Consider the following 22,017-nt stretch of genomic DNA (forward strand, 5'->3'; position numbering starts at 1 on the left):
GCTGCCGAACCATCCGGTGGCCGCGACTGCATTGCGGCGCCATTGCCCGGCCGGGTATTGGCATACACTCCCTCAATCTTCCTTGTCCTGCAGGCCCACAGTCCCGGCGCGAGCCGTGTGGGAGCCAGGGACAGGCTCTCAAGGAGCGGTTGCATGATCCGCGTTTTGCTTGTTGACGATCAGACCCTGGTCCGGCAGGGCGTGCGCTCGCTGCTGTCGCTGGCCGAGGGCATCGAGGTGGTGGCCGAGGCCGCCGACGGCCGCCAGGCGGTGGAAATGATCCCCGAGGTCCGGCCCGACGTGGTGCTGATGGACATGCGCATGCCGGTGATGTCCGGGCTCGAGGCGCTGCAGGCGCTGGCCCGCACCGACAGCCTGCCGCCGACCATCATCCTGACCACCTTCGACGACGACCAACTGGTGCTGGCCGGGCTCAAGGCCGGGGCCAAGGGTTATCTGCTCAAGGACGTGTCGCTGGAGCAGCTGGTGGGCGCCATCCAGACCGTCGCCCAGGGCGGCTCGCTGGTACAGCCGGCGGTGACCCAGCGTCTGCTGTCGGGGCTGGAGCACATGCGCAACGACTTCGTCAGTCTCGATCGCCCCGATCCGCTGACCGACCGTGAGACCGAGATCCTGCGGCTGATGGCCGGCGGCTTCTCCAACAAGGAGATCGCCAATTCACTGGGCGTGGCCGAGGGCACGATCAAGAACCACGTGTCGAACATTCTGTCCAAGCTGGGCGTGCGCGACCGCACCCGGGCCGTATTGAAGGCATTCGAGCTGCAACTGGTGTGAAGGGGCTGTCCCGGGGCGAACGCGGCCGGGCAATGATCCCGGCCCCGGCGGAAGATTTTCCGGCGAGGTAATGCGCCGCGGCCACGTTCCTTGCTAGGATTGGAGGTCTGCGTCCCGGTCTGGTCCCGGGTCGGCCCTGGAGAAAACCTGAATGACCCGTCTGCTTGAGCTCCTGATTTCCTTTTCCATTGTTGCCGCGCTGTTCCTGACCCTCGGTGTGCTGCTGCCCGACCGCCGCCACCTTGAGGAAAGCGTCGAGACCAACCGCCGCTTGTCGATCGTCTACGACACCCTCAACAGTCTGCGTCGCTTCCAGGACTGGAACTCGCTGGTGCTGCGCGATCCTGCGATCGAGCTGAAGCGGTCAGGCCCCGAATCCGGAGTTGGAGCACGGCTCGACTACTCGTCGAAGGAGAAGGGTATCGGCGAGGGCAGCTGGCTGCTTACGGCCACCGAGCCCAACAAGAGCGTTTCCTACGAACTGACCAGCGCCGAGCGCGGCAAGAACAAGCGCACCACCTACACCCTGACCCCGACCGGTCGCGGTGGCCGTAACGTCATGATCACCCAGACCTATGACGTCGAGTACGGCTGGGATCTGCTGGGCCGTTACACCGGCATGTACGTGACCAGCAACGTCGGCCAGGACATGAAGCTGAGCCTGAGCCGTCTGTCCAACATGCTGGCGACCGTGCCGAACCACGACTACTCGGTATTCGGCAAGGACGACCCGGCCAAGGCGCCGCATCTTCGCGACCGGCCGGCCCAGAACCTGTTGTACGTGCGCGCCGCAGTGCCCCGCGACAACGAGGCCGTGGCCAGCCAGATGAAGAGCAACCAGGACTGGATCAAGAAGGTGATGGACGCCAACAACCTGGTCGCCGCCGGCCCGGTCCGCATCGTCACCAACGAGTTCGGCTCCGATACCTATTCCTTCGACGTGGTCCAGCCGGTACGCAAGAAGGGGGATGAGGGCAGCAGCAATGCCGGCAGCGATGAGGGTGAAGATGGCGACAAGGCCGAAACCACCCCGATCGTGGCCGCCACCGAAGAGCTCGACATCAAGCTCGAGGGACCAGTCGAGTCGCAGTACCTGCCGGCATCCAAGGTTGCCGCGGTGCCCTTCATCGGCCACATGGCCAACTTGTCCCAGGTTCGCGACGCCTTGCGTGCATGGGTCCTGACCCAGGGTTACGACACCGTCGACCGCCCGTACGAGGACTGGAACAACGGCCTCCAGAAAGGCTTCACCGAGGAAGGCGACTTCGTCGTCTACTGGTCGATCAAGTAAGCCTGACCTGTCCTTTGTGATGTCGGAAAGCGCCGCTTCGTGCGGCGCTTTTCGTTTGATATCGTCGCCGGACACCACGCCCGGACCATGACGGCCATGCCAGACGCTCCCTTCCCGGTTTCTCCAGCGCCGATGCAGCGCGCGCTTGGATCCGCCGGCGCGGTATTGTCGGCAGCCGCGGTCGCGCTGGCAGCCTACGCGTCGCACGCGGCTGATCCGGAAGCCCGCGGGCAGTTGCTGCTGGCTGCGGTGTTCGCATTCGGCCATGGGGTTGCGCTGGCCGCGCTTGCACCAGGCGCAGGGCATCGACTGCGGCGACTGGCACTGGTCGGCCTGTTGCTGGGCGTGCTGCTGTTCTCCGGCAGCCTGGTCGCGGCACATGGGTTTGGACTGCCGACCCGGTTGGCGCCTTACGGCGGCATCCTGATGATCCTGGCGTGGCTGGTCCATGCCATCGATGCAGCTTTCGCCCGCCCTGATGGCGCCTAGGAACTAAGCCATGCCTCGTCACGCCCGTGGATTCGATACCGAAGCCGCCTGGGAGCACCTGTTGCGTCATGACCGCAAACTCGCTGCCTGGATGCGAAGGCTTGGGCCGATCGCGCCGGACCCGCGCTGGCGCAGGCGCTTCGATCCGGTCGATGCTCTGGCGCGCGCCATCCTGTTCCAGCAGTTGAGCGGCAAGGCGGCGTCCACGATCGTGGGCCGCGTCGAGGCGGCGATCGGCAGCAAACGCCTGCACGCCGACACGCTGTCGCGCATCGACGACAGCGACCTGCGTGCCTGTGGTGTGTCGGGCAACAAGACCCTGGCCTTGCGCGATCTGGCCGGACGCGAGGCGCGTGGCGAGATTCCGACCCTGCGGCAGATGTCCGGCCTCGACAACGAGGCGATCATCGCCGCACTCACGCCGATTCGCGGCATCGGTCGCTGGACGGTGGAGATGATGCTGATGTTCCGGCTTGGCCGTCCCGATGTGCTGCCGATCGACGACCTGGGCGTGCGCAAGGGGGCCGGAGTGGTCGACAGGGCGGAACAGGCGCCAACACCGAAGCTGCTGGCCGAACGCGGCGACCGCTGGGGACCGTACCGTACCTACGCCAGCTTCTATCTGTGGCGGATCGCCGACAGCGCCAACGAGGCGAAAGCCCCGACCAACCGCTCACAGGGATGAGGGTGGACCTCGACGAGCCATTGGCTCGCAAGCGATCGGGTGCCCGGGCAGCATGCGCGGGACCGGTCTGGTGCGCGGTTCGTCAAGGACCGGGAAACCGCAGTAACGCCCTTGGGTGCGATCTGGCGCGGGTGATGTGAATCGCGGCCAAGGGCGCTACTGCAGGGACGATCAGTATTCGAGTGCGCGGGGCAGTGTCTTGGCCTGCTCGACCCACTTGTTGACCTCGGCTTCGGTCGGCACGCGGCGGGTGAGCTTCTTCTTCTCGTTGACCTCGGCCATCGCCTGGGCGAGGTTGGTGGCGTTGCGTTGCGCGAGCTCAGGCACGGTGTCTACGCCGGCGGCTTCGAGCAGTTCCGAGTACTCCGAACCGACGCCGTTGATCCGGTACAGGTCGGCCATGTTGGCGAACTTGAGGATCTGCTTTGTGGAAACGCCGGTCTTTTCGGCCAGCTCCTGGCGCTGTGCAGGGGTCTTGCTGCCGGCAAGCAGGCTGTCTGTGTCCTTGACCCCTGCGCTGCGGAACTTCTCGCCGGTAACCGGACCGATACCTTCGACGTCCTCGATCTTGTAGTTGGCCATGGGCCGTTTCTCCTGTGCATGGATGGTGCGGGGGAAAGCGGATCGGCCGAATGTAGCAGTGTTCAAGGAGCCGTCCGGTGACAGCCGGATCGGTTTCATGCCTGTGGCGGATGCCAGCACCAGTGCCAGGGTTCGTAGACGATGCCGTGCGGATTGTCGCGCGGGTAGCTCATGGTGAAACCGTGGCCGGCGGCATTGGCGGTCAGCCAGGCGAAGGCCGCGGTGTGCTCGAACGATTCCTCGGCCGGCGGTTCGCCCGGACTGCCGATGTCGAGCGCGAGGCCGGAATGGTGCTCGCTGTAACCCGGAGCGGCGTTGACCTTGAGGATCTGTTCGACGGTCTGGCCGCGCGCGAGTTTGCGTTCGAAGATGCCGAGCTGGTAGTCGTGGCTGCGGTAGCCGGAGATCGCCTCCAGCACGATGTCGTCGCGCAGCGCGGCCGCCTGCAGGTGGCGCCAGCCGCGGGCGGCATCGACATGCAGCCACATCGGGCGCCGGTAGCGGTCGAATCCGGCCAGAGCCAGCCAGTCCGGTTCGGCCACCAGTGGCAGGCCGGTGCGTTTGCCGTAGCTGCCATCCAGCCCAAGTGCCTGCAGGCGTTGTTCGAGCCGCTCCAGCGGCAGCTCGCCGACCTGTTCGATGCCGGGGCGGCGATGGCCCGGGTCGGTGTCGAGCACGTCGAGCGCAGCGTCGATGCCCGGCTCGCGTGCCAGCCGCACCACCAGCGCCAACAGGCCCTCGGGCAACTCGGCGGCGAGGTAGCGGCCGTCGCGCTTGCGCCGCAGCACCCGGTGCGCGCGGGCGAGGGCGCGCGCATCGTGGTTGCCGCGCGCGCGCAGCAGGTGCCCGGGCCAGAGCTCGATCTCGGGAGTGTTGATCAGGAAGTCGGGGCGGCCACGCATGCCCGGAGCTTAGTGCGGGACGATGGCCGCTGCCAGTCCGCGCAGCTGCGACAGCAATTCCTGCGGCCTCTCCGGGCTGAGCAGGATCAGTTTGCCGTCGCGTCGTGGAAGCAGCAACACGCGCTCGCGACGGGTCAGCAGGCAGAACGCCTTGGCCCTGTTGCGCAACCGGAAGTGCCCGGCACTGAAGCCGGGCAGGGCGTAGCCGTTGGTCTTGAGCATCGGTTTGTATTCGGTGTGCTCGGCCAGGTCGACGATGCGTGCTTTGCCGAGATCGAGGGCATCGATGGAGACCCGCTTGGTATAGAGCGTCGCCGCGACGACCAGTTCGCGGCCCTCGATGGCGATGCGGCGGCGTCGCAATGCCAGCAGCAGGCCGGTCATCAGCAGGGCGATGAAGAATGGTGTGACCAGCCAGGCCGGTGCCGGCGTGGCCTGCTTTTGCGGCAGCAGCAGCGTGCCGATCACGACGGCCACCGCCGGCAAGATCAGGGTCAGCCACGCGATGCGCCGCAGCGGGGCGAGCGGGAACTCCTGCGCGGGCATGTTCGTCCGCTTCATGGGCCAGCTCCACCGGAAACCAGGGGCGTCACCACGTGCAGCACGATGTCGGCGCTGAAGTGGGCGACGATGGCCATCTCCAGCCCACGCTTCCAGTACAGCCAGCCGAAGGCCAGGCCGGCGATCGCGTTCAACAGCAGCGTCCGCAGCACGACGATGGCGTCGAGGCCCCAGATCGTGTTCGCGACGGGGAGGTGGCCGGCGCCGAACAGCAACGCGGCGATCACGATCGCGGCCCAGTAGACGGCCGGCGGCGGCATGGACTTGCGCAGTCTGGCGACCAGCCAGACCAGCAGGGTCATCAGGAACAACCGCAGTTGCAGCTCTTCGACGATGCCGCCGTAGAACGACGCGAGCAACCCGTTGAGCGCGGACTTCGCGGCATCGGCCTCGGCCGGCGGATTGCGCATTTCGGGTAGCAAGGGGTCGATCAGGCCGGAGAGGGCGAGGATGGCCAGAGCGACCGCGATGCCGATAACGATGGCCTGCAGCGGACGTGGGCTGTCGTCTTCAAGCGGCTGCCGGTTGAGCCAATGCTGCAGCAACGGCGCGCCGAGCCCGACCCGGTGGCCCATGCGCAGGCCGGCCAGCGACATCAGGCCGAGCATCACCAGGGCTTGCACGGATTGCGCGATGGCCAGCACCGTGATTGAGACCGGCAGCTTCTCGAACTTCTCCGGCATGATCTGCACGAGGTAGGGAAACACTGCGACCACGGCCATGGCCGAGACCGCGCCCAGCAAGGCGGCGATCTTGAGGTCGTGTTTCCACGGCGTGATCGAAGCGGGCAGGGTGGTCGCGGCGGCCATCACTGCGGCCTCTTGAACACCAGAAGTGCGGGGTACATTGGCCCCGGGACGATCACGTTGACCAGTTCCCAGCCGAGTCGGCCCTGCTTGTCCATTGCTTCCTGCAGCGCGTCGGGCTTGTAGCTGCCCATCAGCGACGGCTTGACCTCGATGACCTGGTACTTCCAGTTGCTGCTCATTGACTGCCTCCTTCTGGCTTGCGCTCCCTGTCGGGCGTCTCGCCGGGCTTCGGCAGCCGGCCGGCCTTGCGCAGTGCGTCGCGCAACACGTATTCGATCTGTGCGTTGAGGCTGCGAAGTTCGTCGTCGGCCCAGCGCTGCGCCGCGGCCAGGACCTCGGCATTGATGCGCAGCGGATAGGCCTTCTTCTTTTCGCTCATCAGTGATCTCGTGGCCCGCCGCGACGCAGGTGCAGCAGCAGCGACACCAGCAGTACGTTCACCGCCACCACCATCGCCGCCACCACGGCCATGGCCCAGCCCTTGCTGTCGCCGGCCCAGTACAGGGCGAGCGCACCGATGAAGATGGCGATCGCGATCATGGCCCAGCGCAATGCCGAACCGCGGGAGTGCATATCGCCGGTGCGCAGGTTCCACCACGCGATGCCAAGTGCCGGCAGGCCGGACAAGGCGATGATCATCGGGATGAGTGCGTCGGTCATCGGGTTTCCTGAAAAATCCGCGCCTGGATACGCGATCAGTACAGCGTGCCGGCGTTGACGATCGGCTGGGTGCTGCGGTCGCCGCACAGCACCACCAGCAGGTTGCTGACCATGGCCGCCTTGCGCTCCTCGTCGAGGTCGACTACGCCGTTCTTCTGCAGCTCGCCCAGCGCCATCTCGACCATGCCGACCGCACCGGCGACGATCCGCGTGCGTGCCGCGATCACCGCGTTGGCCTGCTGCCGTTGCAGCATCGCCTGAGCAATTTCCGGTGCGTAGGCGAGATGGCTGATCCGCGCCTCCAGCACGTCCACGCCAGCCGCGGTCAGGCGCTCGTCCAGATGTTCCTTGAGGCGGTCGGAGATCTCGCTGGGATGGCTGCGCAACGAGATCTGGTCGTCCTCGTGCTGGTCGTAGGGGTAGGTGGTCGCCATCGCACGCAGCGCCGCCTCGGACTGGATGTGGACGAAGCTCTCGTAGTCGTCGACGTTGAACACCGCCTCGGCCGAGTCGACCACCTTCCATACGATCACCGCCGCGATCTCGATCGGGCTGCCGTCGAGTTCGTTGACCTTGAGCCGACCGCTCTCGAAGTTGCGCACCCGCAGCGAGACCTTGCGCTTGCTGAAGAACGGGTTGTTCCAGCGCAGGCCGTTCTCGTGCACGGTGCCGACATACTTGCCGAACAGGCTCAGCACCGCCGACTGGTTGGGCTGCACGGTGTACAGGCCGACGAGCATGAACACCACGATCGCGATCACCCCCAGCGCCACGAAGAGCAGCGGCGGCCGGCCGGTGCCGACGGCCTGGAAGGCCAGGTAGCCCGCGCCCAACACGGCCAGGATCAGCACAAGTAGCAGCGGGATGCCGGGCAGGGAGCGGATGGGATTTTCTTTCATGGCGGTGTCCTCCTTGGGATGTCGGGCAATGTGATATCAAATTGATATCAAGTCAAGTAACTGGCCGCCAAGCAGGCACGGCGCCCCCTCCGGGAAGTACCCGGAAGTCCGGTAAAGCATTGAATATCAATCAGGTACGGTTGCTTCCGCTGGAGCTTTCAACTCCGGGCGAATCCGGTACAGCGGTGCCGGAATGAACTCGCCGGTGGCAAACAGGGCGCTGCCATCCACGCTCCAGCCCAGCGCCTCGGCCTGCGGCAGCCAGGGCAGGGGACTGATCGAGGGCGGTCGCGAGACTGCGGAACTCCACTCCTCCGCGCCGAGGCGGGGGTAGATCAGCAGGTTGCCGTAGGTCATCACCGCCAGGGTGCGGCCATCGGGCGAGATGTCGGCGGCGGTGACCTGATGTTCGATTTTTGCCCTGAGCGGAGCGTTGTCGGGCAGGTCGGTGGCCGGACCGGGCGCCCCGGCAAGGGTGCCGACCGGGCTCGCGGTCAGCAGGCCTTCGCTGTCGGGACGCAGCGGCAGCATGAACAGTTCCGGCGGAGTGCGCTTCTTCGAGATCAGCAGGATCTGGCCGCGTTCGGCATCCACCGCCACCGCCTCGCAGTCGCGGGCGCCGTCGGGCCAGCGGAAGGCGATCGACCAGGCCGGTTCCAGGCGTGCGTTCTCCAGCGTGTCGGGTTCCTCGAACACATGCAGCTGCAGGCTGTGGCGCAGGCCGCCGTTGTCGCCGGTGTCGGCGATCAGCAACCAGGCCTTGCCGTCGAGCTCGAACGCGGCCATGTCCTCCCAGTCGGTCTTGGTCACGCCTTCGACACGGAAGGTGGCGAGTCGCGAACCGCTGTCGCTGACCGCGAACAGGCGCTCGGGATTGCCGCCGTCGTCGTGCATCCACAGCACGCCGGGGTGGCGGCGCGAGGCGGCCAGGCCGCTGATCTCGCTCATCTGCGGGTCCAGCAACGCACCCATGAGCTGGCTCCCCGGCGCCTGAGCATCATCGCTGCGGCAGGCGGGAAGCAGCAGTGCCAGCGACAGGCACAGCACAGCCAGGCGGGCGCGTGGTCGGGTCGGGTTGGCCGGCGGCGGCGTCATGACCGAAGCATGGCATGGTGCCGTCGGGCACCCAAGACGGTCGGCAGGGCAGGGCCCGGAAGTTAGACTTGTGGCCCGCTTCCGCAATCTCCAGGCTACGCATGACCATGACGCGCATGACAAAAATCGGTACCCCGCTCTCGCCTCATGCCTTCCGTGTCCTGCTGCTCGGATCCGGCGAGCTGGGCAAGGAGGTCGCGATCGAACTGCAGCGTTTTGGCGTCGAAGTGATTGCCGCCGACCGCTACGCCGATGCTCCGGCCATGCAGGTCGCCCATCGCAGCCACGTGCTCGACATGCTCGACGGCCAGGCGGTGCGCGAATTGATCGCGGCCGAACGGCCGAACCTGATCGTGCCGGAGATCGAGGCCATCCATACCCCGACCCTGGTCGAACTGGAACGCGAGTTCGCCGGACGCGGTTCCGATACCCGGGTGATACCAACCGCCCGTGCCGCCCGTCTGACCATGGACCGCGAGGGTATCCGCCGCCTCGCCGCCGAAACCCTGGGCTTGCCGACTTCGCCCTATCGCTTCGTCGACACGCAGGAGGAATACCGCGCCGCGGTGGCGGAGATCGGCCTGCCATGCGTGGTCAAGCCGGTGATGTCGTCCTCGGGCAAGGGCCAGAGCACGGTGCGCGGCGACGCCGACATCGACAAGGCCTGGGAGTATGCGCAGACCGGCGGTCGCGCGGGCGCCGGGCGCTGCATCGTCGAGGGTTTCATCGATTTCGACTATGAGATCACCCTGCTGACCGTGCGTCACGCCGGCGGCACCGCGTTCTGCGCGCCGATCGGTCACCTGCAGCGCGATGGCGACTACCGCGAGAGTTGGCAGCCGCAACCGATGTCGCCGAAGGCGCTGGAACGCGCGCAGGAGATCGCGCGAAAAATCACCGACGACCTTGGCGGCTGGGGCCTGTTCGGTGTCGAGTTGTTCGTGAAGGGCGACGAGGTCTGGTTCAGCGAGGTCTCGCCACGCCCGCACGACACCGGCCTGGTCACCCTGGCCTCGCAGGTGCTCAGCGAGTTCGCCCTGCATGCGCGGGCGATCCTCGGCCTGCCGATCCACGCCGATGGCGATGGCGTGGTGCCGCATGTCGGCCCGACCGCCTCCTGCGCGGTGCTGGCGCAGGGGCATGGCGTGCCGGTATTCGAAGGTGTGGATGTCGCGCTGTCCGCGCCCGGCACCCAGCTGCGCCTGTTCGGCAAGCCTCGCGTCGAAGGCCAGCGCCGGGTCGCGGTGACGCTGGCGCATGGCGACGATGTCGAGCAGGCGCGTGCCGCTGCGCGCGAGGCGGCGGACAGGTTGAAGGTTGGCTTGCGCTGAGGGCCGCTGCAGTCGTCTCCACGCGTTTCTGTCTAAGGAGTAGAGAGTGAAAGACACCCAAGGCTACGCCGTGTTCTTCTTCCCGCAGGCCGTCGAGGCGCTGGGCGGGGCGATCAAGCCCTACCTGCAGGGCGAGGAAGGTGTCGAGCACGTGATGTGCCGCGAGGTCGACACCGGCGGTGCTTTCATCAAGATGATGCTCGATGGTCACACTCCGGCCGGTGAGACGGTGTCGCTGGAGCTGATGGTGCCGTCCGGCATGGTGCGGATGATCGTGTCGGCGCGCAGCGAGGAGGCATTCGGCTTCGGGCCGCGCTGGGGGGCGCAAGCCGGAAGTGAGTGAAGGGGAATGAGTAGGGAGGAGGGAAGCGAACGCTCACTCCTCAATCCTTACCTTTCACTCCTGATTTCAACGTCCACCCACACCAGCCGATGGTCGCTGGCTTCGACCAGTTCCGCGCCGGGTTCGCCGGCCTTCGGCCAGAAAACGCCGCTGTCCTTCACCGACAGCCCGACCGAGGGCAGTACGTAGTCCAGCCGCAGGGTGCCGGTACGCGGGCCATAGTCGCCGGTGGCATGGCCGGGGTCGCCCACGCGGGTGATGCCGGAATATCGTGCGGCAGCTTCCACCGCACCCTCACTGCGCGGCGTGGCCATGCGCACGACGCGCGGGTGTTCGAGCAGTTCGAGGATGGCTTCGTGGCGGCCATCGCCATCGGCCGGATCGTTGTTGAGGTCGCCGGCGATCACGAAGCGTGCATCCGCATCCAGTCCGCCGCAGTGGCCGGTGTCGTCGCACAGCCAGGTCGTTTCCTCCGCGGAAATGTACTCTCGCCACAGCCGGATCTCATCGGCATTGCGCGCGCCGTTGCGGTCTTCGGGGCCGTCGAATACCGGTGGGGTCGGATGCGCGGCCAACATGTGCAACGTGCCGCCCGGGGTGCGCACCGGCACATCCCAGTGGGACTTCGACGACAGCCGCAGCTGAGACCAAATCTGCGGCGGGTAGTGCGGCGTGCCGGTGGCCGGGTCGCGTGGTTGCCGGGCATCGGGCATCGCGCTCCACTTCAGCAGCTGGAACGTGCGTGCTGCCTCGGTATCGATCGGATACAGCGACAGCACCAGCATGCCGTACTGGCCCGGATGCAGACCGTAGCCCCAGGCGTCGTTGCCGCGTTCGCGCCCTTCCCCGCCGATCGCGCCGTTGCCATCCAGGTCCAGCCCGCTCTGCAGGCCGGTATTGACCGGTGCGAGGTAGCGGTACGGATAGTGCAACGGCTCGCTACCGCCAGGCTGTGCGACCTCGAGATAGCGCTGCTGGAACAGATCGGCGGCGCGGTGGGATTCGTCGTAATCGAATTCGTTGAGCAGCACGATATCCGGCCGCACCCGTTGCAGCACGGCGGCGACGCTGCGCGCACCGGCGTCATCGTTCTCCAGCCGCTCGATCAGGCCGCCGCTGGTGTCGGCATACAGCGATGTGTTGTAGGTGGCGAGGCGGAGATGTGTGGTTGGAAGCATCGGTTCGGGCGGGGCCTCATGCGCTTCGCTGAGTGCACAGCCGGTGGAGAGGGTAACGAGGGCAATGGCAGCGAAGGATGCGTGGCGGAGCAAGCGGGTCATGCGTTGTCCTGGTCGATGAAGCTGTCAGGCGATGCCTTGTCCTCGTCGAAAGCATGCCAGCCGCGGCCATCGAACGCCTCCAGCGGATGAAAGCGGCGCTTGTAGTCCATCTTGGCGTGGCCGGCGATCCAGTAGCCGAGGTAGAGATGTTCGCGGCGCTCACGGCGCGCCCATTCGATCTGCTTGAGGATGGCCAGCGTGCCGAGGCCCCGGCGTGTTTCGTCGGGATCGAAGAAGGTATACACCGCCGACAGCGCATTTTCGGTGACATCGGTGACCGCAATCGCGAGCAGGCGCCCCGGACGTGGTGTGCCCGCCTCGCGCAGTTCCAGGAAGCGGCCTTCGCTCCAGCTGCCGATGAGGAACTGCTCGAATTCGACCGCGCCGTGGCCGTCCATGCCGCCGCCCGGGTGGCGTGCGCGCAGGTAGCGGCGATACAACGCGAGCTGTTCCTCGGTGCGCTGCGGCTGGCAGATGCGCATCTCGACATCGGCGTTGCGGGCCAGGCAGCGACGCTGGCTGCGGCTCGGGCGGAAACGGTCGACCGCGATGCGTACCGCCACGCAGGCGCGGCAGCCATTGCAATGCGGGCGGTAGACGATGTCGCCGGAGCGGCGGAAACCCCATTCCAGCGCCATTGGATACCACTCCGGCAGGCGCGGGTCGCGAGGATCCAACACCAGGTCGCGCGCGACGCGCTCGGGCCAGTAGCCACAGGCATGCTCGCCGGTGTGGAACAGGCGCAGGTCGTTGTCGTCAGGAGCCGGGGTCTTGCCCATGACGCCAGTCTAGGGCCTGGCAACGTCGTTGGGGCAAGCGCGACACCTCCTGTGATGGCGCTGCACGATGCTGCATGCCCGGCCGGGCGGCCTGTCCCGCGCCTGAATCCGCCATGTCCGGGAGTCAACCGGCGCCGGTGCCGGGCGTTGATGGCTACAACGGCGCGCGGCACCCGCCACGGCGCCGCCCAACCGGAGACACCCACAATGAATCGTCCCACTCTGATTACCGCCGTCGTCCTGGCCGCCCTGGCAGCCGGTACCACGGTGGCCGCCGCGCAGGACGCGCCCACCGGGAAGGGCGAACGCGGCTTGCACATCATGAAACTCGATGCCAATGGCGATGGTGCCATCGACCGGGCCGAAGCTGCCGGGTCGCCGCGCCTGGCCGAGCGCTTCGATACCCTCGACAGCAACGGTGATGGCCGGCTGACCCGCAACGAACTGCCGGGGCACAAGGGCAAGGGCCATCGCGGCCACCGTGGTGGTCATGGCGGTATCGACCGGATCATCGCCCTCGACGCCGATGGCGACGGCCGTATCAGCAAGGTCGAGGCTGCCGGGTCGCGTCACCTGGCCGAGCGCTTCGACGACATCGACGGCAACCGCGACGGTTACATCGTCCGCAGCGAACTGCGCGCGCACCACGAGAAGATGCGGGACGAGTTCAAAGTCCGCATGGACGAGCGCCAGAAGCAGAAGTTCGATGCGGCCGACACCAACAACGACGGTCGCCTGAGCCGTGCCGAGGTCGAGGCCGGCATGCCGCATCTGGCCAAGGCCTTCAACTTCCTGGACGAGAACCGTGATGGCCACCTGAGCCGCGAAGAAGCGAAGCCGATGGGCGGCTTCGGCATGCATCGCGGCGGGCGTTGAAACACCCTGTACTGCTTTGGCGCTCTCGGGGGAGCGCAGCGGGCGCCACGGTGTAGGCCGTGGCGCTTTTTTTTTTGGCTCTTCTCCCAGGTGAGGGGGAGCTCGCTTTCAGCGAAGGCGTCGACGCTGCCATTTGTGTTCGATCGCCGGTTCTCGCCGCTACCTGGCTGTCCCGACGCGACCTGCCGGCCTTGACGGCGAATGTCCCCCGGCCGCCGCCCATGGCGGCGGCCTCCTCCTTGATTTCGCCGTCAAGGCCGGCAGGCCACGTCGGGATCGCGCGGCCACGCTGGAACGCGAAGCAGACCCTCCCTGGGAGTGCGCTTTTGGAACCACCGGTCATGTCGGAACGCCGGGGGCGAAGGCCCTTGGGTGCGAAATCAGGGAGGAGGCGCCGGCCCTGGCCGGTGCCGGGGGACATTCGCATCCAAGGGCCTTCGCTCCTGGCGGCCCGGTCATCCAACAGACCCGGCGCTTTTCCCCGATTGAGCAAAGACCCTATTTCGTGCTCAGAGCGTGATCCGACCCGACGAGAACAGGGCGTACACCATGACGGCGAGCGTGAACAGGCTGGCGTATGCGACCGCCTTGCGTCCGACCATGTACTGGTAGCAGCGGACACGGTGCTGGTTTTCGGGTCGTGCCAGCATCGGCGCCATCAGCTGCTGTAGCGGTCCCAGGTACTGGTAGTTGATCACGATGAAACCGATTGCGAAGGCGGCCGTGAACGGCAGCCAGTGCGGACTGGTGCTGGCGAGCAGGATCGCGACCAGCCAGATCGCCCCGCTCAGGCTGTTGATCGTCATGAAGCGGCTGATCCGGCGTCGCTCGTCCTCGTTGCCGGCAAAGCGGCACAGGTAGATATAGGTGTAGACGAAGCCGATCGTACCGGCGATCACACCGAAGGCGAGGCCGCCCAGCGCCTGTGGACTCTCCAGCAGCTTTTCCAGCAGCAGGCCGGCTGAACCGCCGGCCACGCCGCCCGACACACCGGTGCCGACCAGCCCGCTGCTGCCGAGCTTGCCCGCGCCCGCACCGAGCACGCCCGAGCCGATCACCGCGGCGGCGCCGACTGCCGGCGAGGACATCGCCAGCATGCCCACCACCATCGCGGTGAATGCCGAGCCGGGTGCGGTGGTGCGGGCGAATTCGCCGAACCGCGCCAGCATCTCGTCGCGCACCTGCGCGCGGGCACGCGACAGCCGCTTGCGGACCGCGTCATCGCTGAGGCCGAGCAGCTCGGCTACCTGCTTGGAGCGTTGACCCTCGCGGTAGTAGAGCAGCAATGCCTCGCGGCTGTCGTCCGGCAGGGCGGAGATGATCTCGGTCGCGACCAGCTCCTCCTCGGTGCGCAGCAGCTTTTCGGTGGGCGAGGGCGCCGGGTCGGCGGCCATGTTGATGGCGACGTCGGCCCCTTCGCCGGTCATTGGCCGGTGACGCGCGGCGCGCAGGTAATCGCGGGCCAGGTTGCGGGCGATCTGGCGCAGCCACGGCAGGAAGCTGGCGTGGTTCTTCAGCGTGTCCAGTCCCTGCCAGGCCTTGAGGAAGGCTTCCTGGGCGATGTCCTCGCTGGTCGGTACGTCACGGACGATGGCCAGTGCGATCGCGGTGATCGAGTTCTGGCAGGCGGCGACGATGCGCGCGTAGGCATCGTGGTCGCCACGCCGCGCGGCGGGCAGATGCGCATGGATCAGGCTGTCGATGTCCTGCGCTGGGGCGTTGGCGGCCAGTACGGCGTTCATGGCGGTCTCCACTGTAGGGCGCGCGCTGTTGCGACGCTACAGGTCAGGACGCCCGCCGTGGGGGAATGTGACCGGCCCCGCTCAGATCGAGACGCTGCGCAACACGTCGGTGACCTGCCATTTCCCATCCACGAGCTTGACCTCCAGCGTCCGGTACTGGCCGAACATGCGGTGATGGTAGGCGTTGTACTCGACCTCGCCCGCGTCCGCTGCGGACGGGCGGAAGCCGGTGACATCGACGATCAACGCAGGCTGGCGCGAAGCCCAGTGCCGACTGCCGACATCCTCGTCGGGGTTGCGTTCACAGGCCGACGAGGGAACCAGTACGATCGCGGCCGATTCCGGCGCGGCCTTGAGGCCGGCCTGCAGCGATTCCAGCATCGGTGCCGGAATGTCGCCGCCATCGATCGACAGGCAGGCCACGTCGAGCCGGCTCGACGCCAGTTCGTGCTCGAACACCGCCTGGGCGACCGGGACCAGGACCGGTTGCACGCTGCCGTCGAACGGTGGCGAGGCTTGCTGCAACGGGCCGGGCGGTGCCTCGACCGGCGACATCGGGGCGGTTGGGGCGATCGGGGCCGGCTGGTTGCGTATCACGCCTACCGTCATCACACCGGCGGCGACCAGCAGCACCACGAGCAGGGTGTACTTGATCCGCGTGACCCGACGCCGGCGGGCGTCGCTCTGGGCGACCTGGGCGGCATCGCTGCGGAAACTGGCGACAAAGCTGTCGCGATGGCGGGTGGAGTCGATCAGGCCGGCCTCGCGCAGAATTTCGCGCGCACGGACCTGGTCGTCGGACCTCACCACCCACACTGCCGGCTTCGGCACGTCGGCGTCGCGATAGCTGAAGGTGCCGCGGCGGTTTCCGCGGTAGGAGCGTCCGTCGGTGATGCGGATCTCGATCCCGGCCTCCTCGAGCAGGCGGGCGACCCCTTCGACGTTCTCCAGACGCGGGCTGCTGAATACCTGGCGCATCAGATCGTGTCCAGGCTGGGGCTGTTGCAACAGGTCATGGGTGCGTACACGAGATCTCCGCCTAGTCCTTCGCCGGAACGTGCCGCGCGGCGGCCGCGTCCTCGACTACCCGGATCAGGCCTTCCTGCGCTGTGCTGGCGACCAGGTGGCCGCCACGGTCGAAAATCTGTCCGCGGGCGAGGCCGCGGCCGCGCTGTGCGCTGGGACTGTCGATCGAGTACAGCAGCCAGTCGTCGGCGCGGAACGGACGGTGGAACCACAGCGCGTGATCGAGCGAGGCCATCTGCACGTTCGGCTGGTAGTAGCTGATGCCGTGCGGAAAAGTCGCGGTGCCGAGCAGGTGGAAGTCCGAGGCGTAGGCCAGCAGGGCGCGGTGCAGCTCCGGTGCGTCGCCGACCTTTTCCGACAGCCGGAACCAGAACTGCTGGTAGGGCGGGCGCTTGGGCGGATTGAGTTTTTCGCGCAGGCTTTCGCCCGAGGTCCAGACGTGGCGGAACTCGAACGGCCCTTCACGCGACAGCCAGCGCTGGATCTTGGTCGGCAGCGTGGTCATGACCTCCTCCGGCACAGGCGGAGCCGGGTCGATGTCCTCGGGCAACGGCACCTCGGGCATCGACAGCTGGTGCTCGCCGCCACCCTCGGTTTTCTGGAACGAGGCGGCGAGGAAGAAGATCGGCTGGCCGTGCTGGATCGCGGTGACCCGGCGGACCGAGAAGCTGCCGCCGTCACGGGTGCGGTCGACCTGGTAGACGATCGGCGCCTCGATATCGCCGGCCTTGAGGAAGTAGGCGTGCAGCGAGTGCGCCGTGCGCGGCTCGATCATCGTTGCCTGCGCGGCCGACAACGCCTGTCCAAGCACCTGGCCACCGAACACGTACTTGGTGCCGATGTCACGGCTCTGGCCGCGAAACAGGTTGTCCTCGAGCCGCTCCAGCGACAGCAGTTCCACAAGCTCATGGACGACGGGTTCGGAGACGGCGGAAGTCATGCTCGGGGAGGTTCCTGGGGGTGCACAAGTGTAGCCCGGATAGGACCGGAGGCCGCACCCGGGAGAGCTACGGAATGCGCTGCAATGGCACTGCCGACAGTACTTCGTCCCACGGAAATAGCGGCCCCGGGTCGCGTTTGCGCCGGACAAGACGGGCCGGATCGTCGCGTGCCTGGACCTCGCCGGTGTCGAGATCCTCATGTCCGGCGATCAGCCGCAGTGCCGGCATGGTGTCGCGCAGGTGGACCAGCAGGGCGACCAGCGAGGCGATCTGTCCTGCGGTATAGGGTTCGTCCATGGCCTGGTGGCCGGCGTCGAGCCAGTGCGGCCAGCGGCCGGTGTTGACCAGTTCGATGCCGATCGCGCGTTCGTTATGGCCGCGGACGTGGTGGGCGATGCGGTCGACACTCACCCACTGCTGCACACTGCCGTCGCGGTCGATGTAGAAGTGTCCGCTGTTGCCGGTGCCGCTGGGATAGTGGATGCGCTCGCCATACTCGCGTGAAGTGGCGAGGTCGGGCAGCTCGGTGCAGTGGATTACGGCCAGGTCGACGGCGGCCAGGTCGCGCTCCTGCAGACGATCCTGGTAGGGCAGGGAGGCGTGGACGATGGGCGGGATCGGCATGGGCCGGATGCTACCATTCGCCCCCGTCCCAGCCGCGCGCCGCCCCATGCCGTGGCGCCTCCGGAGCCTGCCCATGACCCTGCCTCCCGCCGACTCCGAACTCGGCAAGCTGATGGCCACCCTGCCGCGCGCCGGACGAGTGGAATGGATCGGCCTGCGCCCCGCGCGCGATGAGCCGATGCAGGCGGTCGAGCGGGTCGAGGCCACCACCGGCGTCGGCCTTGTGGGCGATCGCTACAAGAGCGGCAGCGGCAAGCGCGGCGTGACCCTGATCCAGGCCGAGCACCTGCCGGTGATTGCCAAACTGGCCGGGCACGCCGCCGTCGCGCCGGCGACCCTGCGCCGCAACGTGGTGGTGTCGGGCATCCCGCTGGTTGCGTTGAGAGACCGCCGCTTCCGTATCGGCGACGTGGTGCTGGAAGGCACCGATGCCTGCGACCCGTGCTCGCGGATGGAGGCCGCGCTCGGTCCCGGCGGCTACAACGCGATGCGCGGCATGGGCGGATTGTGCGCGCGGATCGTCGAGGGCGGCGAATTCGCCATCGGCGACGCGGTTGAAGCCTTGCAGGCGGGGAGCTGAACATGCGCGGACATTGCATCCTGTCCCATGGTTTCGAGAGCGGCCCCGACGCGACCAAGGTCACCGCCCTGGCCGAGGCGGCCGAGTGCCTGGGGTGGACCCACGAGCGCCCCGACTACACCGACCTGGATGCGAGACGCGAGGTCAGCGAACTCGGCGACGTACCGATGCGGCTGGAACGCCTGCTCGGCCTCGCGCGCGCTGCCGCCGAACGCGGTCCGCTGGTGCTGGCCGGTTCCAGCCTCGGCGCGTGGATCTCCGGCCGCGTCTCGCTGCAGGTGCCGACCGCCGGCCTGTTCCTGATGGCGCCGCCGGTGAAGATGGGCGAGGCGCCACGGCTGGAGGCTGCCGACGTGCCGATCTCGATCGTCCACGGCTGGCACGACGAACTGATTCCGGCCAGCGAGGTCGTCGACTGGGCGCAGCTGCGCAACGCGCGCTTGCTCATGGTCGACGACAGCCATCGCCTGTCCGGCCACGTTGCGGCTTCGGCCGACGCGTTCGCGCAACTGCTGGCCAATTTATGACCGTATCGAAGTTCTTCGCCAGCTGCGGCAAGGGCCTTGAGTACCTGCTCGCCGACGAGTTGCTCGCACTGGGCTGCGCCAGCGCCAAGGCGACCATCGCCGGTGTCAACGCAGAAGGCACGCTGGCCGACGCACAACGCGCAGTGCTGTGGTCGCGGCTGGCGAGTCGGGTGCTGTGGCCGATCACCGAGTTCGATTGCCCGGACGAGAACGCGTTGTATGCCGGTGCGCGTGCGATGGACTGGCCGCAGCACCTGGATCCCGGTCGCACCCTGGCGGTCGACGCCCACGTCTCCGGCCAGGCCATCACCCACGCGCGCTATGCCGCGCAGCGGGTCAAGGACGCGGTGGTCGACGCGATGCGCGAAGCGACGGGCTCGCGTCCGGACGTCGATCTCGACAACCCCGATTTGCGCCTGAACCTGGTCGTCCGCAAGGGCAGGGCGATCCTGTCCATCGATCTTGGCGGCGGCCCGTTGCACCGGCGTGGTTGGCGCCAGCACCAGGGCGAGGCGCCACTGAAGGAAACCCTTGCTGCCGCGGTGCTGCTGCGCGGCCAGTGGCCAAAGGTGTATGCCGAGGGCGGCGCGCTGCTCGACCCGATGTGCGGCAGCGGCACGTTGGTGATCGAAGGCGCCTTGATGGCGGCCGACGTCGCACCGGGTTTGTCGAGGCATGGCGCGTTTCTTCCGAGCCGATGGCGTGGTTTCGATACCGAAGGCTGGAAGACGCTGGTCGACGACGCACGCAGGCGCGAGTCGGTCGGCATGACCGCCTTGCGTTCGTGTTTCTTCGGCAGCGACAGCGATCCGCAGGCAATCCGTGCCGCCCGCGACAACGCGGCGCTCGCCGGGCTGACCGGCGCGATCGCCTGGGATCATGCCGATGTCGCCGCATTGCCGAAGCTTCCCTCGGATCGTGGTCTCGTCGTCTGCAACCCGCCCTACGATGCCCGCCTTGCCGCCGATCCCGCTCTCTATCGCACGCTCGGCGATGCGCTGAAGAATGCGGTGCCGCAATGGCGCGCCAGCCTGCTCTGCGGCGATGCCGAGCTCGCACGCGCGACCGGCCTGCGTGCGTCGAAGGTGTACCCGATCTTCAACGGCGCGATCGAATGCAGCCTGATCACCGTCGACCCGGTCGCGCCCGCGTCTCGCTTGGATGAAGGCCCGCGCGAATTGAACGAAGGCGCGCAAATGGTTGCCAACCGTTTGCGCAAGAACCTTCGCAAGCTGAAATCCTGGCGCAAACAGGAAGGCATCACCTGTTTCCGCGCCTATGACGCCGACCTGCCCGAGTACGCCGCCGCGATCGACGTCTACGAAACCGATGAGTCGGCATCGCGCACTTTCCTGCACATGCAGGAGTATGCCGCCCCGGCCAGCATCCCCGAGGCCGACCAGCGCCGCCGCCGCAACGAGCTGCTGGCCGCCGCGCGCGAGGTGTTCGACGTGCCGCGCGAGCAGCTTGCGCTGAAGACCCGCGCGCGTGGCAAGGGTGGCAGCAAGTACGGTGCCTTCGACAGCCGCGACGAATTCCTGCCGGTGCGCGAGGGCGCGGCGCGGCTGCGGGTCAACCTGTTCGACTATCTCGACACTGGCCTGTTCCTCGATCACCGGCCGATGCGCATGCGCCTGTTCGAGGACGCCGACGACACCCGCTTCCTCAACCTGTTCGGCTATACCGGTGCGGCGACCGTGCAGGCTGCGATCGGCGGCGCCCGTTCGACCACCACGGTCGACCTCTCCGCCACCTACCTGCAGTGGTGCGCCGACAACCTCGCCGCAAATGGCATCGGCGGCCGCATGCACCGTCTGGTCCAGGCCGACGTCATGGAGTGGTTGCAGGCCGAGACCGGCCAGTACGACCTGATCTTCTGCGACCCGCCGACCTTCTCCAACTCCAAGCGCGCCGACGACTTCGATATCCAGGCGAGGCATGTCGAGCTGCTGAGCCTCGCCGTCGCCCGCCTCGCGTCCGGTGGCGTGCTGTACTTCTCCAACAATTTCCGCCGCTTCAGGCTGGACGACGAGGCCGTGGCCGCCTTCGCCGACTGCGAGGAGATCAGCGCCGACACCATCCCGCCCGACTTCGCCCGCAATCCGCGCATCCACCGCTGCTGGCGCCTTCGCCGTCGCACGTAGATGTTCTATTTTTGGAACAAATAGCCGCGATAATGAGTGGTTTGTTCTGTTCGTGTAGGTTCATCCTGTTCCCAACGCCACTCCCGGCGAGTCAGACGAGGGTCCACTGATGTCCACCACCCCCGAAATCCGCAACGCACATGCCAGCCGCCTGCTGCGTGGCCAGCCGGCTTCGGACGGTGCCGGTGTGCGCCTGACCCGTGTCATCGGCGGCCCGATGCTGCCCGATCTCGACCCGTTCCTGCTGCTCGATGAATTCGGCACCGACAAGCCGGAGGACTACGTCGCCGGCTTCCCGGATCATCCGCACCGCGGCTTCGAGACCGTCACCTATATGCTCGACGGCCGCATGCGCCACAAGGACAACCACGGCAACGAGGGCGTGCTCGTCCCCGGCAGCGTGCAGTGGATGACCGCCGGCCGCGGCCTGGTCCATTCGGAGATGCCCGAGCAGGAAGAGGGGCGGATGCGTGGCTTCCAGTTGTGGGTGAACCTGCCCGCGCGCGACAAGATGACCGAGCCGAAGTACCAGGAGTTCGCGCCCGAGCATATCCCGCAAACCGAGCCGAAGCCGGGTGTTTCGGTGAAGGTGATCGCAGGAGAGGTCGATGGTGCCCGTGGCCCGATCTCGCAGCCGGCCACCGACCCGGTCTACCTCGACATCGTGCTCGCACCGGATGCCGAGTGGGTCCACGACCTGCCCGAAGGCCACAGCGCGTTCGCCTACGTCTACGAAGGCGGCGTCACGATCGGCAAGGGTGAGGACGCCCGTGAAGTGCCGACGCAGACCCTGGCCGTCCTCGGCGGCGGCGAGCGTCTGGCATTGAAGGCCGGCACGGGGCAGGCTGGCATGGAGCAGACACGGTTGATCGTCGTCGCCGGTCGCCCGCTGCGCGAGCCCATCGCTCGCCATGGCCCGTTCGTGATGAACACCAGGCAGGAGATCATGCAGGCGTTCGTGGACTTCCAGGAAGGCCGGTTCTGAGCGATCGCATCCTGCGCCGGCAATGAAAGAGCCGCACTTTCGGGTGCGGCTCTTTCGTTCCGTGGCGCGTC

General features: G+C 67.2%; 26 protein-coding genes. 11 read left to right on the forward strand and 15 right to left on the reverse strand.

Features of this window, described 5'->3' with window-relative positions:
* Nucleotides 1-153: 153 nt before the first annotated feature.
* From FKV23_RS05825 to FKV23_RS05840, 4 genes are all read left to right on the forward strand, one after another.
* Nucleotides 154-795 (forward strand): response regulator, encoded by a 642-nt coding sequence (locus tag FKV23_RS05825; RefSeq protein ID WP_141623005.1) that lies wholly within the window; start codon nt 154-156, stop codon nt 793-795.
* A 151-nt stretch (nt 796-946) separates the two neighbouring features.
* Nucleotides 947-2,086, forward strand: a complete 1,140-nt coding sequence (locus FKV23_RS05830) for a polyketide cyclase (protein ID WP_141623006.1) — start codon at nt 947-949, stop codon at nt 2,084-2,086.
* A 96-nt stretch (nt 2,087-2,182) separates the two neighbouring features.
* Nucleotides 2,183-2,575, forward strand: coding sequence for a DUF423 domain-containing protein (locus FKV23_RS05835; protein ID WP_341867575.1), 393 nt, complete (start codon nt 2,183-2,185; stop codon nt 2,573-2,575).
* Between the two features lie 10 nt (nt 2,576-2,585).
* A complete protein-coding gene (locus tag FKV23_RS05840; RefSeq protein ID WP_141623007.1) occupies nt 2,586-3,260 on the forward strand; it encodes a DNA-3-methyladenine glycosylase family protein in 675 nt (224 codons plus the stop codon).
* 171 nt (nt 3,261-3,431) lie between these two features.
* On the opposite strand, the gene FKV23_RS05845 is transcribed toward FKV23_RS05840, so the two are convergent.
* The 9 genes from FKV23_RS05845 to FKV23_RS05885 all read right to left on the reverse strand — a co-directional run bounded on the left by FKV23_RS05845 (nt 3,432) and on the right by FKV23_RS05885 (nt 8,768).
* Entirely contained in the window at nt 3,432-3,842 is a 411-nt protein-coding gene (locus FKV23_RS05845; RefSeq protein WP_141623008.1) for a DUF4332 domain-containing protein, read from the reverse strand.
* Between the two features lie 95 nt (nt 3,843-3,937).
* Nucleotides 3,938-4,744 (reverse strand): M15 family metallopeptidase, encoded by an 807-nt coding sequence (locus FKV23_RS05850; RefSeq protein WP_141623009.1) that lies wholly within the window; start codon nt 4,742-4,744, stop codon nt 3,938-3,940.
* A gap of 9 nt (nt 4,745-4,753) precedes the next feature.
* Nucleotides 4,754-5,305 (reverse strand): PH domain-containing protein, encoded by a 552-nt coding sequence (locus tag FKV23_RS05855; protein WP_141623010.1) that lies wholly within the window; start codon nt 5,303-5,305, stop codon nt 4,754-4,756.
* Nucleotides 5,302-6,114 carry a CPBP family intramembrane glutamic endopeptidase gene (locus FKV23_RS05860; RefSeq protein WP_141623011.1) on the reverse strand — a complete coding sequence of 271 codons (813 nt, stop codon included), beginning with the start codon at nt 6,112-6,114 and terminating at the stop codon, nt 5,302-5,304. Before FKV23_RS05860 ends, FKV23_RS05855 begins: the two co-directional genes overlap by 4 nt.
* The gene (locus tag FKV23_RS05865) at nt 6,114-6,293 is read right to left on the reverse strand and encodes a DUF4177 domain-containing protein (protein ID WP_141623012.1); all 180 of its coding nucleotides are present in this window, start codon (nt 6,291-6,293) and stop codon (nt 6,114-6,116) included. Before FKV23_RS05865 ends, FKV23_RS05860 begins: the two co-directional genes overlap by 1 nt.
* Nucleotides 6,290-6,493: an Arc family DNA binding domain-containing protein gene (locus FKV23_RS05870; RefSeq protein WP_141623013.1), complete on the reverse strand. Its 204-nt coding sequence runs from the start codon at nt 6,491-6,493 to the stop codon at nt 6,290-6,292. The genes FKV23_RS05865 and FKV23_RS05870 overlap by 4 nt, the downstream gene beginning before the upstream one ends.
* Complete coding sequence (locus FKV23_RS05875; protein WP_141623014.1) at nt 6,493-6,774, reverse strand: hypothetical protein; 282 nt, start codon at nt 6,772-6,774, stop codon at nt 6,493-6,495. The genes FKV23_RS05870 and FKV23_RS05875 overlap by 1 nt, the downstream gene beginning before the upstream one ends.
* Before the next feature lie 35 nt (nt 6,775-6,809).
* Nucleotides 6,810-7,673, reverse strand: coding sequence for an SPFH domain-containing protein (locus FKV23_RS05880; protein WP_141623015.1), 864 nt, complete (start codon nt 7,671-7,673; stop codon nt 6,810-6,812).
* Between the two features lie 126 nt (nt 7,674-7,799).
* The gene (locus FKV23_RS05885) at nt 7,800-8,768 is read right to left on the reverse strand and encodes a hypothetical protein (protein WP_141623016.1); all 969 of its coding nucleotides are present in this window, start codon (nt 8,766-8,768) and stop codon (nt 7,800-7,802) included.
* A gap of 116 nt (nt 8,769-8,884) precedes the next feature.
* On the opposite strand from FKV23_RS05885, the gene purT reads away from it, so the two are divergent.
* Both purT and FKV23_RS05895 read left to right on the forward strand, forming a co-directional pair.
* Nucleotides 8,885-10,099, forward strand: a complete 1,215-nt coding sequence (gene purT / locus FKV23_RS05890; RefSeq protein WP_141623017.1) for a formate-dependent phosphoribosylglycinamide formyltransferase — start codon at nt 8,885-8,887, stop codon at nt 10,097-10,099.
* A gap of 46 nt (nt 10,100-10,145) precedes the next feature.
* Nucleotides 10,146-10,442, forward strand: a complete 297-nt coding sequence (locus FKV23_RS05895; RefSeq protein WP_141623018.1) for a hypothetical protein — start codon at nt 10,146-10,148, stop codon at nt 10,440-10,442.
* Nucleotides 10,443-10,489: 47 nt separating this feature from the next.
* Here FKV23_RS05895 and FKV23_RS05900 read toward each other — a convergent pair whose 3' ends face one another.
* Together FKV23_RS05900 and FKV23_RS05905 are read right to left on the reverse strand one after the other, a co-directional pair.
* The gene (locus FKV23_RS05900; protein ID WP_141623019.1) at nt 10,490-11,722 is read right to left on the reverse strand and encodes an endonuclease/exonuclease/phosphatase family protein; all 1,233 of its coding nucleotides are present in this window, start codon (nt 11,720-11,722) and stop codon (nt 10,490-10,492) included.
* On the reverse strand, nt 11,719-12,501 hold the full coding sequence (locus FKV23_RS05905; RefSeq protein ID WP_141623020.1) for an arginyltransferase: 783 nt from the start codon (nt 12,499-12,501) through the stop codon (nt 11,719-11,721). The genes FKV23_RS05900 and FKV23_RS05905 overlap by 4 nt, the downstream gene beginning before the upstream one ends.
* 207 nt (nt 12,502-12,708) lie before the next feature.
* On the opposite strand from FKV23_RS05905, the gene FKV23_RS05910 reads away from it, so the two are divergent.
* Entirely contained in the window at nt 12,709-13,377 is a 669-nt protein-coding gene (locus FKV23_RS05910) for an EF-hand domain-containing protein (protein ID WP_167285005.1), read from the forward strand.
* Nucleotides 13,378-13,886: 509 nt separating this feature from the next.
* Here the strand turns inward: FKV23_RS05910 and FKV23_RS05915 are convergent.
* From FKV23_RS05915 to FKV23_RS05930, 4 genes are all read right to left on the reverse strand, one after another.
* Nucleotides 13,887-15,119 (reverse strand): RNA polymerase sigma factor, encoded by a 1,233-nt coding sequence (locus FKV23_RS05915; protein WP_141623022.1) that lies wholly within the window; start codon nt 15,117-15,119, stop codon nt 13,887-13,889.
* Nucleotides 15,120-15,200: 81 nt separating this feature from the next.
* On the reverse strand, nt 15,201-16,097 hold the full coding sequence (locus tag FKV23_RS17330) for a hypothetical protein (protein ID WP_208543247.1): 897 nt from the start codon (nt 16,095-16,097) through the stop codon (nt 15,201-15,203).
* A gap of 61 nt (nt 16,098-16,158) precedes the next feature.
* Entirely contained in the window at nt 16,159-17,085 is a 927-nt protein-coding gene (locus tag FKV23_RS05925) for an acyl-CoA thioesterase (protein WP_141623023.1), read from the reverse strand.
* A 67-nt stretch (nt 17,086-17,152) separates the two neighbouring features.
* Nucleotides 17,153-17,710: an N-acetylmuramoyl-L-alanine amidase gene (locus tag FKV23_RS05930; protein ID WP_141623024.1), complete on the reverse strand. Its 558-nt coding sequence runs from the start codon at nt 17,708-17,710 to the stop codon at nt 17,153-17,155.
* 73 nt (nt 17,711-17,783) lie between these two features.
* On the opposite strand from FKV23_RS05930, the gene FKV23_RS05935 reads away from it, so the two are divergent.
* The 4 genes from FKV23_RS05935 to FKV23_RS05950 all read left to right on the forward strand — a co-directional run bounded on the left by FKV23_RS05935 (nt 17,784) and on the right by FKV23_RS05950 (nt 21,946).
* The gene (locus FKV23_RS05935; protein WP_141623025.1) at nt 17,784-18,290 is read left to right on the forward strand and encodes an MOSC domain-containing protein; all 507 of its coding nucleotides are present in this window, start codon (nt 17,784-17,786) and stop codon (nt 18,288-18,290) included.
* A gap of 2 nt (nt 18,291-18,292) precedes the next feature.
* The gene (locus FKV23_RS05940; RefSeq protein ID WP_141623026.1) at nt 18,293-18,817 is read left to right on the forward strand and encodes a hypothetical protein; all 525 of its coding nucleotides are present in this window, start codon (nt 18,293-18,295) and stop codon (nt 18,815-18,817) included.
* Nucleotides 18,814-20,961 (forward strand): bifunctional 23S rRNA (guanine(2069)-N(7))-methyltransferase RlmK/23S rRNA (guanine(2445)-N(2))-methyltransferase RlmL, encoded by a 2,148-nt coding sequence (gene rlmKL, locus FKV23_RS05945; protein WP_141623027.1) that lies wholly within the window; start codon nt 18,814-18,816, stop codon nt 20,959-20,961. Before FKV23_RS05940 ends, rlmKL begins: the two co-directional genes overlap by 4 nt.
* 109 nt (nt 20,962-21,070) lie before the next feature.
* Nucleotides 21,071-21,946 carry a pirin family protein gene (locus tag FKV23_RS05950; RefSeq protein WP_141623028.1) on the forward strand — a complete coding sequence of 292 codons (876 nt, stop codon included), beginning with the start codon at nt 21,071-21,073 and terminating at the stop codon, nt 21,944-21,946.
* Nucleotides 21,947-22,017: the final 71 nt, after the last annotated feature.

The organism is Lysobacter alkalisoli (genome assembly GCF_006547045.1).
In the GTDB taxonomy this organism is placed as follows: domain Bacteria; phylum Pseudomonadota; class Gammaproteobacteria; order Xanthomonadales; family Xanthomonadaceae; genus Marilutibacter; species Marilutibacter alkalisoli.